The following is a 17,274-nucleotide window of genomic DNA, read 5'->3' as shown; positions in this document are numbered from 1 at the left end:
TCTATTGAATATTAAATTTCAATAAATTTGAATAAATACTTTTATATAATCTAATAATATTCATGCATAATAAATATTATGTAATATAATGCAAAATAAAAACAATATATTGATTTTAAATACTAAATTAATTATTAATGAGTAATAAATTTGATATAGTCATTATAAACATTTATTCACTAAAAATGTGAATGTTCAAAATTATTAATTGTATAAAATGTTTAGTATTTCTAAAAATATTTTTAGATTTAATAATATTCAAAAATATTTTTATTATTAAATCTAAAATATATGATATTTATGTTTTATTTTTTGAAACTATAACCATAGCCGGACGCAATAAACGAATTTTATGTAATGTATAACCTGGTTGCATTACTGTAATAATTTGATTTGGTTCTACTGTATTAGTATAGTGAATTGACATAGCTTGATGAATTAATGGATCAAATGGTACATTGCAACTATCTATCTTGGTTATACTAAAGATAGTAAAAAATTTTTTAAATAAATCATTAATATTCTGTAATTTATTTATTATTTTTAAAAAGATATCTTGTGATGAGTTTTTTTCTATTAAATCTACTGCACGCTCAATATTATCAATAATAGGTAAAAAGTCTTTAAGCACTTTTTCTAGGGAAAATTTTCTAGCGTTTTCTATGTCTTTGTTTACTCTTTCATAAAGAGTAATAATATCTTGTTCACTTTCAATTTTTTTTTGTATTATTTTTTTGTTTAATAAACATATCTCATTTGATAATTCATTGATTAAATTGTTATTTTCATTATTTTCATTATTTTCATTATTTTCATTATTTTCATTATTTTCATTATTTTCATTATTTTCATTATTTTCATTATTTTCATTATTTTCATTATTTTCATTATTTTCATTATTTTCATTATTTTCATTATTTTCATTATTTTCATTATTATATTTTTGATGTTTTTCAGATTTTACATTTTTTATTTTTTTTTCTTGTTCATCTATCATAAAAATATCCTTTTTAAATTTAATATGTATTAATTTTTAAAAAATTTTTTATTTTCTTTTTAAAAAATATATAAAAATTTCTTTTGGAAAACATAATATGTTTAAAGATATTAATTTGATTATATTTGCGAAATAATAGGAGAGATATAAGAAGTTGACATATCCCATGGTTGTTCAATCCATACATTTTGAGGAATATCTATGATATAATCATCAACAAATAAACGACCTATGGGTTTTGCAAAAATTGTTACAAAGTAAGCTTTAGGATATAAATTACGAATAATTTTTGCAGTACCACCGGTATCTACTAAATCATCTATTACAATAATTTTTTCTCCATCACCATTTGCTTTTTTAATTATTTTTCTTTTGTCTTTTAAACAATTATGCTGATAGCTTACAATACATACAGTATCAACACATCGAATATCTAATTCACGTGCTAATATAGCTGAGGGCACCAGACCTCCCCGACTGACTGCAATTATACCATTACAAAAATTATTTTTTTTTAACAATCGAACAGCAAGTTTTCTTGTATGAATTTGAAGCATATCCCAAGTGACAATGTATTTCTCACTCATAAAAAAATTCCGAAACTATAAAATAGTATTTATTAAAAAGTGGAAATAATTTAAATTGATTAAAATTAATTAAAACATTTTTATTAATTCATGATAGTTTTTATTTTATGTTTTTCATTTCATTTTCAATAAGTAATATTAATATATGAATAATTTTAATGTGCATTTCTTGTATTCTATCTGCATAACCGTAATATGGTACACAAATTGCTATATCAGATAATTTTTTAATTTCTCCTCCATTGTTACCTGTTAATGAAATAACTTTCATATTTTTTTGAGTAGCTATTTTAACTGCATTAATTACGTTTAATGAATTACCAGAAGTCGAAATAGCTAACAATACATCATTTGTACATCCTATACTTTTTATATAACGTGAAAATATTTGATCATATCCAAAATCATTTCCTACTGCAGATATATAACTACTATCTGATATAGAAATAGCAGGATATCCATCTCTTTTATCTCGGTATACGCTAGTTAATTCTTCCGAAAAATGCATAGCATCACAATGAGAGCCTCCATTTCCACATGATATTACTTTATTACCATTCTTAAATGATTGAGAAATGACTAGAGCTGCTTTTTGAATATTATTTATTTCTTCATTATTCTTTAAAAATTTTTTTAATGTCATTAAAGCTGAATTAAATTCAGAAAAAATTATTTTTTTATACATGATCGTAAAATTACTTAAAATACTTTACTTTTTAAAAATATTGTTTTTATCGGTGCGGACGGGGCTCGAACCCGTGACCCCCGGCGTGACAGGCCGGTATTCTAACCAACTGAACTACCGCACCTATTTATTATCTTTATATTGTACATATTTTAACAAATCAGTCAATAATCTTTTATATATTTGCAATAAAAATTATTTCCATATACAAAAACTATTATTTTTCATGTATTCTAAATAAGTGATATGTGAATCTAATTCTACTGGTTTAGCATATAATGTTTTTAAAACAATATTTTTAGATCGAATAAATTTTTTTGATTTTTGATATATTTTTGAATTATCAATTGAATGATTAAAGCATATAGATTCTTGACTGTTAGTCATTAAGAGATATAATTTACCTAAAAGATACGCATCTATTATTGCGCTATGTAAATCTCGATGAGATTTATTTATTTTATATCTTGTACATAATGCATCTAATGTATTTTTTTTTCCTGGAAATAATTTACGTGCAATTTTTAATGTATCAATTATAGTGCATAATCTATCAATTTTTTTTATGTTTTTATTTAACATATCAAATTCTTGATTCATAAAACCGACATCAAATGCAGCATTATGTATGACTAAAGTAGAATGTTGAATATATTTTAAAAATTCATTAAAAATATCTTTAAAAAATGGTTTATCTTTTAAAAAATTATCAGTAATACCATGTACTTTTAACGCTTCAGGTTCAATTAATCTATTAGGTTGAATATAAACATGAAAGTTATTTCCGGTAAAACGACGATTAATAATTTCAACAGCTCCAATTTCTATAATTCTATGATTAATATAAGGAAGACTAGTTTTATTTATACCTGTAGTTTCTGTATCTAATATAACAATTCTTGTATTGTTCATAAATTTTTGTCTTAAATATATAAATATGATTAAATAATTTTTGGAAAAGTATAATGATTTTGAAAATAGTCAAAATGTTTACAGATGGATCTTGTTTGGGTAATCCTGGTCCGGGCGGTTATGCTGTAATATTACGTTATAAATTTAATGAAAAAATTCTAACTGCAGGATTTTATTTAACTACAAATAATCGTATGGAATTAATGGCTGTAATATCGGGATTAGAGTTTCTCAAAACTCCTTGTTCTGTGAAAATAATAACTGATAGCTTATATGTAAAAAAAGGCATTATTGATTGGATGCCTATTTGGAAAAAAAAAAAATGGAAAACAACAAACAAAAAAAATGTAAAAAATATAGATTTATGGTTGAGAATTGATAATGCTTTGAAAAATCATTCAGTAGAATGGCTTTGGATTAAAGCACATATTGGTCATTTAGAAAATGAAAAATGTGATATAATAGCACGTAAATCAGCAAAACAACCTTCAATAAATGATTATTATTACGAAAAAAGTAAATTTTAATATTATTTATTATTAGGTTATTAAAATAAATTTATAAGAAAATAATATGTTATTTTTAAAAAAAATACCAATATTAGTTGATAACTATGTATGGTTATTAGTTAATAATGATGGTTTTTGTATTATTATTGATCCTGGATGTTCTGAAACTGTCATCAAAATAATGAATAAAAAAAAATGGTATCCTATAGCTATTTTTTTAACACATTGCCATTTTGATCATGTATTAGGTGTTAAAGGTATTATTCAATATTATTCTTATCCAATTACTGTATTCGGTCCTGATGAAACTAAAAATTATCATGTAAATAAAATTTTAAAAGAAGGAGATAAAATTATCGTTTTAAATAGAACATTTTCTATTTTTTTTACTCCTGGTCATACTGCAGGTCATATTACATATTATAGTGATCCATATCTTTTTTGTGGTGATACTATATTTTCTGGTGGTTGTGGGAGTATTTATAAAAATCAATACTTAGAAATGTACAATTCTATACAATTACTTTCTTCTTTACCTGATTTTACAATTATATGTTGTTCACATGAATATACTTTATTAAATTTACAATTTACTATGTTTTTTTTACCGAATGATATACAAATTCAATTGTATTTTAAAAAAATGCAACACCAAATAAGTATCGGCAAAGCTACTTTGCCGTCATATTTAATATTCGAAAAAAAAATTAATTTATTTTTTAGGACAGATGAATGTTTTTTAAAAAAAACTTTAGGTATGAATTTATTCAGTACTGGATTAGAAGTTTTCACAGAATTGCGTATTAAAAAAGATTTTTTTGGAGCTAAGCGGGATTGAACCGCTGACCTCCTGCGTGCAAAGCAGGCGCTCTCCCGGCTGAGCTATAGCCCCAGATATTTTGATGGTGGTAGGCCTGAGTGGAATTGAACCACCGACCTCACCCTTATCAGGGGTGCGCTCTAACCATCTGAGCTACAAGCCTTTTAATTTTTATTAAATAATTTGTGTGGGCACTTTCAAAAAAGTATATATATTTTAAGGAGGTGATCCAACCGCAGGTTCCCCTACGGTTACCTTGTTACGACTTCACCCCAGTCATGAATCACAAAGTGGTAGGTGCCTTCCTTTTAACAGGTTAGGATACCTGCTTCTTTTGCAACCCACTCCCATGGTGTGACGGGCGGTGTGTACAAGGCCCGGGAACGTATTCACCGTGGCATTCTGATCCACGATTACTAGCGATTCCGACTTCGTGGAGTCGAGTTGCAGACTCCAGTCCGGACTACGATTTACTTTATGAGGTTTGCTTGTCTTTGCAGATTTGCTTCTCTTTGTATAAACCATTGTAGCACGTGTGTAGCCCTGGTCGTAAGGGCCATGATGACTTGACGTCGTCCCCACCTTCCTCCGGTTTATAACCGGCAGTCTCCTCTGAGTTCCCGGCCGAACCGATGGCAACAAAGGATAAGGGTTGCGCTCGTTGCGGGACTTAACCCAACATTTCACAACACGAGCTGACGACAGCCATGCAGCACCTGTCTCACAGTTCCCGAAGGCACTTTCTTATTTCTAAGAAATTCTGTGGATGTCAAGACCAGGTAAGGTTTTTCGCGTTGCATCGAATTAAACCACATGCTCCACCGCTTGTGCGGGCCCCCGTCAATTCATTTGAGTTTTAGCCTTGCGGCCGTACTCCCCAGGCGGTCGACTTAATGCGTTAGCTTCGGAAGTCACTTCTCTTGGAAACAACCTCCAAGTCGACATCGTTTACGGCATGGACTACCAGGGTATCTAATCCTGTTTGCTCCCCACGCTTTCGCGCCTCAGTGTCAGTATTCGTTTAGGAGGCCGCTTTCGCCACAGGTATTCCTCCAGATATCTACGCATTTCACCGCTACACCTAGAATTCTACCTCCCTCTACGATACTCTAGACTTTCAGTTTCAAATGCAGTTCCTAGGTTAAGCCTAGGGCTTTCACATCTGACTTAAAAAACCACCTACGCGCTCTTTACGCCCAGTAATTCTGATTAACGCTAGCACCCTCCGTATTACCGCGGCTGCTGGCACGGAGTTAGCCGGTGCTTCTTCTGCAGGTAACGTCACGAAATAAAATTATTAGTTTTATTTTTTTCCTCCCTGCTGAAAGTACTTTACAACCCTAAGGCCTTCTTCATACACGCGGCATAGCTGCATCAGGCTTTCGCCCATTGTGCAATATTCCCCACTGCTGCCTCCCGTAGGAGTCTGGACCGTGTCTCAGTTCCAGTGTGGCTGGTTATCCTCTCAGACCAGCTAGAGATCGCAGCCTTGGTAGGCTATTACTCTACCAACAAGCTAATCTCGTCTGGGTTCATCCAAAAGCATAAGGCCTGAAAAATAAGGTCCCCTACTTTAGTTTTACAACATTATGCGGTATTAGCTACCATTTCTAGTAGTTATCCCCCTCTTTTGGGTAGATCCCCAGATATTACTCACCCGTTCGCCGCTCGCCGACAAGAAAGCAAAACTTTCTTTCGCTGCCGCTCGACTTGCATGTGTTAGGCTTGCCGCCAGCGTTCAATCTGAGCCATGATCAAACTCTTCAATTGAAAAGCTTTTCCCAAAAAGAAAACTTTTTGAGAAATTTTAAATAACAAAAATAAATTTTGTACTTAATTGTCTGTGCCCACACAGATTATTTAATATATTTTTAAAGAGCGTTTTTAAAATTTTTATTTTATAAAACTTTAGACTATGAGGTTACATTTTTTTTACTATATTGTCAACTCTTTTATAAAAAAATTTTTAATTTTTATATATTAGTATAAAATTAAATAATATCTTTGAAAACATCAGTAATATTTAATTAATATAAAGAAATTATAAATTTTATAAGATTAAATATTTATAATATATTTCAATTAATATTTATTACAAAATACCTTATCTTTTAAATAAGATATTTTTTTTAAATACAATTTAAAATTATGATCCAAGGCTTTTAAAATGAATATAACACACCTTATTAAAACAGATATTGAAAATACTTTAATTAATATTGGTTATAAAAATTTTTGTAAACCGATTATTATATTAAGTAAAAAAACACATTTAGGTCATTATCAACTAAACAATTTAATTAAAATTGCTAACATATTAAAATTAGATACATATGAATTATCTAAAAAAATTATATTTAATATCAAAAAAAAAAATATTTATAAAAAAATCACTTTTTCTCAGCCAGGTTTTATCAATATATTTTTTAGTCGTCGTTGGCTTGCTAAACAATTAGAAACAATTTTTATTTCATCTCGACTTGGTATTAACCGAATGGTTAAAAAAAATATTGTAATAGACTATTCTTCGCCAAATATTGCAAAAGAAATGCATATTGGACATTTACGATCTACAATTATTGGGGATGTTACAGCTAGAGTATTAGATTTTTTAGGACATAATGTTATTAGAGCAAATCATATTGGCGATTGGGGCACACAATTTGGCATGTTAATTGCATATTTACAACAAAAAGATATATTAACAAATAATAATTTATCTCTTAAAGAATTAGAATCATATTATTGTAAAGCAAAAAAAAAATATGATATTAATAAAAAATTTGCAGAAAAATCTAGAAAATATGTAGTAAAATTACAAAATGGCGATATATATTGTCATTCTATATGGAAAAAATTAGTATCAATTACTATGACAGAAAATTACAAAATATATAAAAAACTAAATGTTACTCTAGAAAATATTCATACTATAGGAGAAAGTGTCTATAATAAAATGCTCCCTAACATTATTGAAGATTTAATAAGCAAAAAAATAGCTATTAAGAAAAATGGTGCTACTATTGTTTTTTTAAAAGAATTTAAAAATAGATTAGGTGAATCTATGGGTGTCGTAATTCAAAAACAAGATACAGGATTTTTATATTCTACTATAGAAATCGCTTGTTTGAAATATAGACATGAAGTGTTACATGCTGATCGTATTATATACTATACTGATTCTCGACAAAGTCAACATTTAATGCAATCATGGATTATTGCAAAAAAAGCTAATTATATACCTAAAGATTTATTGTTAGAGCATCATACATTTGGAATGATGTTATCAATAAATAAACGTCCATTTAAAACTCGAGATGGAAATAATATTAAACTTACTGATCTTTTAAATGAATCTATAGAAAGAGCTAAACATTTAATCCAAAAAAAACAACCAAATTTATCTAAAAAAAAATTACTTACATTAGCAACTATAATTGGTATTAGTGCAGTTAAATATTCTGATTTATCTAAAAATAGACATACTAATTATATTTTTAATTGGGATGATATGTTAAGTTTCGAAGGAAATACAGCTCCATATATACAATATGCTTATACAAGAATTTCTTCTATCATAAAAAAATCTATTATTCCTATACATAAATTAAAAGAACAAATTATTTTAAAAAAAGACATTGAAATAACTTTAGCAATAAAAATACTAGAATTTGAAGAAATAATATTATTACTTGCTGAAAAAGGAACCCCTCATATTTTATGTAAATATCTTTATCAACTTGCAACAAATTTTTCTAGTTTTTACGAAAATTGTTCTATACTTTTTGCAAAAAACATCAATACTTATAAAAGTAGATTAAAATTATCTATTTTAACAGCAAAAACATTAAAAAAAGGATTAAATATACTTGGAATTAAAATAGTAAAAAAAATGTAATATTTTAAAAAAAATTAACTGATATATTTATATAAAACAGTAAGGTGAGGGAATAATGTAGCACTAAATATGCACTACTTACTACCACACCATCTGTATTAAAAAATATGAATATAATAAAAATTATATTTTATTAAGAACCAAGAATATTTGTTATTTTAATTTTTTTAACATCTGTAATCTCTAATTGAGATAAAACTATTAATTCTGGAAAACTTGGTCTAAGAAATTGTGATAAAAAATTTCTTAAAGGATGACTGACTAATAATACAATAGGAGCATTTATTAAGATTTGTTTTTTTATAGCTTCTTTTGTTTTTATTAGTATATTTTCCGATAAAGTAGGTTCTATATTATTTAAACCTGATTTAATATTACTTAATAATAATTGCTCTAAATTGAGATCTAATCCTATCATTTCAATCACATTGTTCGTATTAAACACTTTTTGTATAATAATTTTTCTTAGTGCTATTCGAACAAGACTAGTTAATTCATTTGGATCTTTTTGAACATCAGCATGCTCTGATATTGTTTCTAAAATAGTTCTCATATCACGAATTGGAATATTTTCTAAAAGTAAATTTTTTAACACTCTATGTAAAGTAGTTAAACTAATTATATTAGGAATTAAGTTTTCAGTTAATTTAGGCATTTCTGTACTAACATAATCTAATAATTGTTGAGCTTCTTGACGGCCAAATAGTTCATTAATATGATTTGAAATTAAAAAATCTAAATGTGTCGCAATTAACATACTTGATTCTACAACAGAATAACCTTTTTTTTGAGCTTCATTTTTGAATTTTTCGTGAATCCAATAACCAGATAAACCAAAATCAGTTTGATATATTTTTTCAAATGATAAAGATGCGGTTTCTCTACCTGAAGTAATAGCTACATGAAGATCATAAAAACATTCACCTTGACCTACTTCAACTCCTTTAATAAATATACGATAAATATTTCCTGACAAATTCATATTATTTTGAATATGTACTAATGGAGGTAAAAATCCAATTTCTTGAGCAATTTTTTTACGCACTACACGAATTCTATCTAATAAATTATTTGTTTTATTTATATCAATTATTGGTGTTAGTTTATAACCTATTTCTATTCTAATTGGATCTTCTAATTTCACATCTTTCCATGATGCTTCTGAAATAGAGTTATGTATTAATTTATATTTTTTATTAGAGGTTAAAAAATTGTTTTCTAACATATATTGTTTTTCATACAACCACCAAGACAATATTAATAAGATAATTGTAAAAATTAAAAATATAATATTAGGCATGCCAGGAACTAAACCAAGAACACCTAAAACAATGGCGCTTAATAAAATAACTTGAGGATTATAAAATAATTGACTAACCATTTGTTCCCCAACATTTTGATTACTACTTACACGCGTTACTATTACACCAGCTGCAGTAGAAATCACTAAAGCTGGAATTTGTGCAACTAAACCATCACCAATTGTTAATAAAGTATAAACTTCAATAGCTTTACTCAATAACATATTATGTTGTATTAAACCAATAATTAATCCTCCAAAGATATTAATTACCATGATTAAAATACCCGCAATGGCATCTCCACGCACAAATTTACTAGCACCGTCCATAGAACCATAAAAATCAGCTTCTTGTGTTATTTTAATACGGCGTTTTTTTGCTTTCTCTTCACCAATTAAACCTGCATTTAAATCAGCATCAATTGCCATTTGTTTACCTGGCATCGCATCTAATATAAATCGTGCACCTACTTCCGCTATACGACTAGCTCCTTTAGTAATCACAATGAAATTAATAATAACTAATATTATAAATACGACTATTCCAATAGCAAAATTACCACCTACTAAAAAATGACCAAATGATTCAATTACTTTTCCTGCTGAATTAGCTCCTTCATGTCCCTTTAAAAAAATAACACGTGTAGAAGCTACATTTAAAGCTAAACGTAATAATGTAGAAAATAATAAAATAGTTGGAAATGCAGTAAAATCTAGTGTTTGACGAGTAAACATAGATACAAGTAAAATAATAATAGATAAAGAAATATTAAAAGTAAAAAAAATATCTAAAACAAAAGGTGCTAATGGTAAAACCATCATTGATAAAATCATTAAAATAAGTATTGGGCCTGAAAGTATTTGCCATTGAATACTTTTCAAATTTTTAAGAATACGAAAAAAAGTAGAAAAATTAATCATTATTTTTATGTTCTCCTTTGATATTAAATTCTGATGGAATTAATATATTATTAGGTTGTTCAGGAAAGATTCCACCTTCTTTTTCCCATTTTCGTACCTTCCAAACCCATGCTAAAATCTCTGCAACAGCTTTATAAAAAGAACCAGGAATATATTTTCCTATTTCAGTATAACGATACAATGCGCGCGCTAATAATGGCGAAGAAATAATAGCAATTTTATTTTGAAGACCTATTTCTTTTATTTTTATAGCCATATTACCTATACCTTTTGCTATTACTTTAGGAGCATCCATTTTTTCTGAATCATATTTCAAAGCAATAGAATAATGTATCGGATTCGTAATGATTACATCTGCTTTAGGAATATCCAAAATCATTCTTCTTCGTATCGTTTCTTTCATTTCTCGACGAATACGCATTTTAATATTGGGATGTCCCTCTTGTTCTCTTGATTCATCTTTAATTTCCTGACGAGTCATTTTTAATTTTTTATAATAGTTAAATTGTTGCCAAAAAATATCAAAACAAACCATAGGTACTAAACCTAGTATAACTAAAAAACAACAAGTAGCTATTAGATTAAAACCATTTGATAATGCAGATGAATAGTTTTGATAAATTAAGAACAATATTCTAGATAAAGCAGACCATAAATACCAAAAAGATATCATACTAACTAAAAATAATTTTAGTATAATTTTCAATAATTCTATAAATATTTGAAAAGAAAATATTTTTTTTAAACCGTAAAAAGGATTTAATTTTATAAAATCAAACTTTAGTAAAGTAAAATTTAATTTAATTCCACTAAATATAATCGGAGGTATAATGGTAACAATTAATAAAGAAATAAAAAATGGACAGAAAATAAAAAACATGCTTTTTAATAGCATTAATATTTCTAATAAATTATTATTGTTAAATAAAATATTTTTATTAAAATAGAAACTTTTAAAGATAATTTTACTCAAATTTAAAAAGATAATATCTCTACACCACCATATATTTAAACATCCAATACATATAATTAGAAAAGAATTTAATTCTCTAGAATATTTCGTTTTTCCCTTTTTTTTAAATTTTTTAATATGATGCTCGGTAGGATTTTCTGTTTTTTCTTCATTCATACTATGATTCATATTGTAATTTTCTAACCTATTTAAATATATAAAAATTTCATTAAACCTTTGTATACAAAAAAAAACAAGTGAATTTTATTAAACTATTAAATGATCAGATAAAACTTTTTTAATCTCATTAGATTAAACGAATATATGTATTATTAATATATCAAACGTTTATAAGTTAAAATAATTTTAATATCAAAATAAAATTATTGTATAATATATTTATTTTTTAATATAAAAATATTATTTTTTGAGAATAAAATTAATGCTTACTAGTCAATATTTGTTTTTTACTTTAAAAAATATACCATATGATGCAAAAATCATTAGTCATCAATTAATGTTAAGAAGCGGAATGATTCGAAAAACTTCCTCAGGTATATATGCATGGTTACCTACAGGAATAAGAGTACTAAATAAAATTCAAAATATTATTAAAAAAGAAATGAATAAAATTGATGCACTAGAAATATCAATGCCAATTATACAATCTAAAAATTTATGGGAAAATAGTGGACGATTTCATCTATTTGGAGAAGAATTATTAAAATTTTCTGATCGTCATAATAATCAATTTATTTTAGGACCTACTAATGAAGAAATGATTACAAATTTGATTGGTTCTGAAATTAATTCATATAAACAACTCCCCTTAATTGTATATCAGATACAAAATAAATTTCGAGATGAAATAAGACCACGTTTTGGAATTATAAGAACGCGTGAATTTATTATGAAAGACGCTTATTCTTTTCATAGCAATTTATATTGTTTAGAAGAAACTTATAAAAAATTTTATGTAGCTTATTCAACTATTTTTAAAAAAATGAATTTAAATTTTTGCATAGTTAAAGCTGATTCTGGTTCGATGGGAGGAAATGTATCTCATGAATTTCAAGCATTTTCTAAAAATGGAGAAGATGAAGTAGTATTCTCTAATAATAAATCATATTATTCAAATATCAATATGGCTCAATCTTTAGAAACAGTTCATTTTTTAAATAATTCTAATCAATATAAATTTGATGTAAAAAATATTACCAAAAAAAAATCTATCATTTTTGCTGACGAAAATTTTAATATTGCTTTAAAAAATCACATCAAGACAATTTTAGCGCGTGTACAAAATCAAAATAATAAATCAATTATAGCATTATTAATACGTGGAGATCATGAATTAAATTTATTTAAAATAGAAAAAATGAATATATCAGATAAACCAATTGTTCTTCTTAATGAACAAGAAATTATTTTACTAACAGGAGTACAAAAACAGTTTTTAGGACCATTAGGTTTAAAATTTCCAATCATTGCTGATATTTCTGTATGTAAAATGAAAAATTTTTCTATTGGTGCAAATAATCAAAACCAATTTTTTATTAACGTTAATTGGAATATTGATTTACCTATTCCTTCAATTAAAGATATTAGAAAAGTAACAAAATATGATATGAGTCCTGATGGTTCTGGTCATTTAAATATTAAAAAAACCATTGAAATTGGACATATATTTCAAATAGGTCAAAAATATTCTAAAAAAATGAAGACATTTATTCAATCTCAAAATAGTAAAAAAAATAATACTTATATGGGATGTTATGGTATTGGAATCAATCGTATTATAGCGGCAATTATTGAACAAAATCATGACCACCATGGTATTATTTGGCCTAGTATTATCGCTCCTTTTGAAGTAATTATTATACCTATTAATATGCATCAATCTGATAAAATTAAAGATATAGCACATCTTTTATATCAAGACTTTAAAAAAATAGGAATAGATATTATCTTAGATAATCGAAATATACGACCAGGTATTATGTTTAATGAAATGGATTTAATTGGTATTCCTCACAGAATTATCATTAGTGAAAAATTAATTAAAAAAAATCATGTGGAATATTCCGACAGAAAAAATAAAAAAAGTATTTTAATTAATATTCAAGATATAATTGACTATACTCACCAAAAAATTATGGGATTATAAAAAATATGTTTAATTTATTCTTTGTATTTTAAAAAAAATATTTTATTAAAATTTAATTCGATTTTTTATAATTTATAATGAATTTTAAATTTTTTAAGAAAGTTTTAGCTGTTTTATTAGCTATTTATTTTAATTTTATATTAACACATATTTATTTTTATTTATAAAAGATAAATATAAAATAATTACTTATCTTATCTTTTATTAACAATCTATTTGATTGTTTTAAAAAATAGTGTTTATTTTTTCAACTGAATATAATAATTAATTTTTTATATTAGTTTTTCTTATATCATTTAGACTCATTAGATTATATGCTGTCATTTTAAAATTTTTATATATTAAATTGACATTTAATACGCCTTTTATAAATAAAAGTTTATGTAGTTTTAAAAGATATCCATGGGAATGTAGTAAATTTGAAAAAATTACTACTTCTAGACGACTAGTAGAGTCATCTAAAATTACAATAGCTATACGATTTTTATTCTGAGTAATTTTAATTTTAATAGAAATAATTATTCCAGAAACTAAAATAATCTTATTTTTTGGAGTAAATTGTAATTTCGATAGCGTAAAATTATGCATATAATGTCTTAATTCTTTTGTATATTCATGAATAGGATGTCCTGTTAGATATAATCCTAATACTTGATATTCATGTTTTAAATTATGGTTTTTAGAGTAATTGATATTAATATAATTATTCTTTTTTACTTGATCTAATTCACATGTAAATGTGCCAAATAAACTTTCTTGCTTAAAAGACTTAATTCTTAAAGATTGTTTTGATACTTTAATAGCATCATCAATTGATTTCAATAAAAAATTACGATTGTTGTTTAAACAATCATAACTTCCAGACATAATTAATTTTTCTAATATACGACGTGATATTTTTTTTGCATCTATACGTATACAAAAATCAAAAAAATCATAAAAAACGCCATTTTTTTGACGTTCTTCTACAATATCACGTGCTGAATTTTCTCCTATACCTTTAATAGCACCAAAACCATATACTATATGACCATCATTATTTACATAAAATTCATAATTACTCATATTAATATTTGGAGGTAAAATTTTTAATCCCATACTATAAGATTCATTAATTAAAATAACAATTTTTTCTGTATTATCTATATCTGATGTCATGGCTGTTGCCATAAATTCAGCAGGATAATGTGTTTTTAGCCATAAAGTTTGATATGATACTAAAGCATAGGCTGCAGAATGAGATTTATTAAATCCGTATCCTGCAAATTTTTCTAATATATCAAAAATTTTTCTTGATAATTTTTTACTGATACCATTTTTACGAGCTCCAGCTTCAAAAATCACTCGTTGTTCCGACATATCTTTTAAATTTTTTTTGCTCATAGCACGTCTTAAAATATCTGCACCACCTAATGTATAACCAGCTAAAACTTGTGCTATTTGCATGACTTGTTCTTGGTATAATATGATACCATAAGTAGATTCTAAAATAGATTTTAATGATTTATGTTGCCATTGTGCATCAGGATAGGAAATATCTTCAAGACCATGTTTTCGATTAATAAAATTATCTACCATACCCGATTGCAAAGGGCCTGGTCTAAAAAGAGCAACTAATGCAATTATATCTTCAAAACAATCAGGTTGTAATCTATTAATTAAATCTTTCATTCCATCAGATTCTAATTGAAATATGCCAGTTGTGGCAGATTTTTTTAATAAATTAAAACATTTACTATCATTAAGACAAATAGAGTTAATATTTATTTTATTTTTTTGATTGACAGACAATTTAGTGTTAATCATTTCAACTGTATTATGAATAATAGTTAGTGTACGTAAGCCTAAAAAATCAAACTTGACTAATCCTATATGTTCAATGTCATTTTTATCAAATTGCGTTACTGGATTATTGCCTTTTTCATCGCAATATAAAGGACAAAAATCAGTTATTTTAGTAGGAGAAATTACCACTCCTCCTGCATGTTTACCTACGTTTCTATTAATACCTTCTAATTTTTTAGAATAATCAATCAAATTTCGCACATCTTCATTTTGTATATAAAAATTATACAATTCAGATCCTTGAGAAAATGCTTCATTTAAAGTAATTCCAGGATCTAAAGGTATTAATTTAGACAATTTATTAATAAATCCATATGGATAGCCCAAAACTCGTCCTACATCTCGAATTACAGCTTTAGCTGTTAATGTTCCAAAAGTAATTATTTGCGCTACTGAGTCTCTACCGTATATTTCTGAAACATGATCAATCACTTGATCACGTTTTTCCATACAAAAATCAATATCAAAATCTGGCAATGAAATTCGTTCTGGATTTAAAAATCGTTCAAATAACAGATTCAAAGATAATGGATCAATTTCAGTAATACTTAAAGCATATGCGACAAGTGAGCCTGCTCCAGAACCTCGTCCTGGTCCTACTGGTATATTATTTTTTTTGGCCCATTGTATAAATTCCATAACAATTAAAAAATAACTTGGAAAACCCATCTTATTAATTACATTTAATTCCATATCCAAACGTTTTTTATATCTACTATAAATATTATGATATTGTATATTTTTTATATTATAAATACTACTTAAACGTTTTTTCATACCTGAATATGATTGTTTAATTAAATAATTTTCAACACTAATATTATTAGTTGTAAACTTTGGTAAAAAATATTTACCAGAATATATAAACACATTACAACGTTTTGCAATTTCTACACTATTAATTAATGCTTCTGGTATATCCGAAAAAAGATCACACATTTCTTCAGAAGTTTTTAAAAATTGTTCACAACTATAATAATGCTGTATTTTCGAACACTGTAATGTTTCACCTTCATTAATTGCAACTCTAATTTTATGAATATTAAAATCTTCTTTATTTAAAAAACATACATCGTTCGTAGCAACAACAGGGATACCCGTGGATAATGATAAATCTATTGCTAAATTTAAATAAGTTTCCTCATGGTCTCTTTTAGTACGTAATAATTCTAAATAATAAGAATCAGGAAAATATTTCTGATAAAATGATAAACACTCAGGTATTAATTGCAATTTATTATATATTAATATTTTTCCAATTTCACCTTGACATCCTCCAGATAGTAATATTAATCCTTTATTAATTTCTGATAACCATTCTTTTTCAATAGTTACATTACTATTATTAGTGTATCCTTTTTGATATGCATAAGAAATTAATAAAATTAAATTTTTATATCCTTCTTGAGTAGAGGCTAATATAATTAATTTTGTTATTTCATTATTAACTAAATTAGAGATAAATTGTACTGTGACACCTATAATTGGTTTAACACCTAATTGATGAGCTATTTTATAGAATTTAATTACACCATATAAATTATTATAATCAGTGATAGCAATAGCTGGCATATTCAAATTTGATGCTTGTATAATTAAATCTTCAGGTTTTGATAATCCACTAATAATAGAATAATCACTATGTACATGTAAGTGAATAAATTTTGGTGCATTCATATGT

At 26.1% G+C, this 17,274-nt stretch carries 11 protein-coding genes, 3 tRNA genes and 1 rRNA gene; 4 read left to right on the top strand and 11 right to left on the bottom strand.

From position 1 onward, the window contains the following. Window positions 1-298: 298 nt before the first annotated feature. The 5 genes from GUU85_RS01180 to dnaQ all read right to left on the bottom strand — a co-directional run bounded on the left by GUU85_RS01180 (window position 299) and on the right by dnaQ (window position 3,181). Window positions 299-997, bottom strand: a complete 699-nt coding sequence (locus GUU85_RS01180; protein ID WP_163119198.1) for a nucleotide exchange factor GrpE — start codon at window positions 995-997, stop codon at window positions 299-301. Window positions 998-1,116: 119 nt separating this feature from the next. Continuing rightward, on the bottom strand, window positions 1,117-1,584 hold the full coding sequence (gpt, locus tag GUU85_RS01175; protein WP_163119196.1) for a xanthine phosphoribosyltransferase: 468 nt from the start codon (window positions 1,582-1,584) through the stop codon (window positions 1,117-1,119). Window positions 1,585-1,684: 100 nt separating this feature from the next. After that, complete coding sequence (gene lpcA, locus GUU85_RS01170; RefSeq protein ID WP_163119194.1) at window positions 1,685-2,269, bottom strand: D-sedoheptulose 7-phosphate isomerase; 585 nt, start codon at window positions 2,267-2,269, stop codon at window positions 1,685-1,687. A 50-nt stretch (window positions 2,270-2,319) separates the two neighbouring features. After that, window positions 2,320-2,393: transfer RNA gene (locus GUU85_RS01165), tRNA-Asp, on the bottom strand. Window positions 2,394-2,464: 71 nt separating this feature from the next. Further along, a complete protein-coding gene (gene dnaQ / locus GUU85_RS01160) occupies window positions 2,465-3,181 on the bottom strand; it encodes a DNA polymerase III subunit epsilon (protein ID WP_163119192.1) in 717 nt (238 codons plus the stop codon). A 56-nt stretch (window positions 3,182-3,237) separates the two neighbouring features. Between dnaQ and rnhA the strand changes: the two genes are divergently transcribed. Both rnhA and gloB read left to right on the top strand, forming a co-directional pair. Beyond that, window positions 3,238-3,708, top strand: a complete 471-nt coding sequence (gene rnhA / locus GUU85_RS01155) for a ribonuclease HI (RefSeq protein ID WP_163119780.1) — start codon at window positions 3,238-3,240, stop codon at window positions 3,706-3,708. 46 nt (window positions 3,709-3,754) lie between these two features. Beyond that, window positions 3,755-4,528 (top strand): hydroxyacylglutathione hydrolase, encoded by a 774-nt coding sequence (gene gloB, locus GUU85_RS01150; RefSeq protein WP_163119190.1) that lies wholly within the window; start codon window positions 3,755-3,757, stop codon window positions 4,526-4,528. Here gloB and GUU85_RS01145 read toward each other — a convergent pair. The 3 genes from GUU85_RS01145 to GUU85_RS01135 all read right to left on the bottom strand — a co-directional run bounded on the left by GUU85_RS01145 (window position 4,510) and on the right by GUU85_RS01135 (window position 6,280). Continuing rightward, window positions 4,510-4,582, bottom strand: a tRNA-Ala gene (locus GUU85_RS01145). The genes gloB and GUU85_RS01145 overlap by 19 nt on opposite strands. 14 nt (window positions 4,583-4,596) lie before the next feature. Continuing rightward, a tRNA-Ile gene (locus tag GUU85_RS01140) sits at window positions 4,597-4,673 on the bottom strand. 54 nt (window positions 4,674-4,727) lie between these two features. After that, window positions 4,728-6,280: ribosomal RNA gene (locus GUU85_RS01135) — 16S ribosomal RNA — on the bottom strand. Between the two features lie 397 nt (window positions 6,281-6,677). Here GUU85_RS01135 and argS point away from each other — a divergent pair. Next, entirely contained in the window at window positions 6,678-8,408 is a 1,731-nt protein-coding gene (gene argS, locus GUU85_RS01130; RefSeq protein ID WP_163119188.1) for an arginine--tRNA ligase, read from the top strand. Between the two features lie 133 nt (window positions 8,409-8,541). Here the strand turns inward: argS and flhA are convergent, their stop codons facing one another. Together flhA and flhB are read right to left on the bottom strand one after the other, a co-directional pair. Then, a complete protein-coding gene (gene flhA, locus GUU85_RS01125) occupies window positions 8,542-10,629 on the bottom strand; it encodes a flagellar biosynthesis protein FlhA (RefSeq protein WP_163119186.1) in 2,088 nt (695 codons plus the stop codon). After that, window positions 10,622-11,770 (bottom strand): flagellar biosynthesis protein FlhB, encoded by a 1,149-nt coding sequence (gene flhB, locus GUU85_RS01120; RefSeq protein ID WP_163119184.1) that lies wholly within the window; start codon window positions 11,768-11,770, stop codon window positions 10,622-10,624. The genes flhA and flhB overlap by 8 nt, the downstream gene beginning before the upstream one ends. 253 nt (window positions 11,771-12,023) lie before the next feature. Between flhB and GUU85_RS01115 the strand changes: the two genes are divergently transcribed. After that, on the top strand, window positions 12,024-13,748 hold the full coding sequence (locus tag GUU85_RS01115; RefSeq protein ID WP_163119182.1) for a proline--tRNA ligase: 1,725 nt from the start codon (window positions 12,024-12,026) through the stop codon (window positions 13,746-13,748). 264 nt (window positions 13,749-14,012) lie between these two features. Here GUU85_RS01115 and dnaE read toward each other — a convergent pair whose 3' ends face one another. After that, window positions 14,013-17,270 carry a DNA polymerase III subunit alpha gene (dnaE, locus tag GUU85_RS01110; protein WP_254056367.1) on the bottom strand — a complete coding sequence of 1,086 codons (3,258 nt, stop codon included), beginning with the start codon at window positions 17,268-17,270 and terminating at the stop codon, window positions 14,013-14,015. Between the last annotated feature and the right edge of the window lie 4 nt (window positions 17,271-17,274).

Source organism: Buchnera aphidicola (Uroleucon sonchi) (assembly GCF_011035165.1).
GTDB lineage: Bacteria > Pseudomonadota > Gammaproteobacteria > Enterobacterales > Enterobacteriaceae > Buchnera > Buchnera aphidicola_BE.
This window is presented reverse-complemented; position numbering and strand designations above follow the sequence as displayed.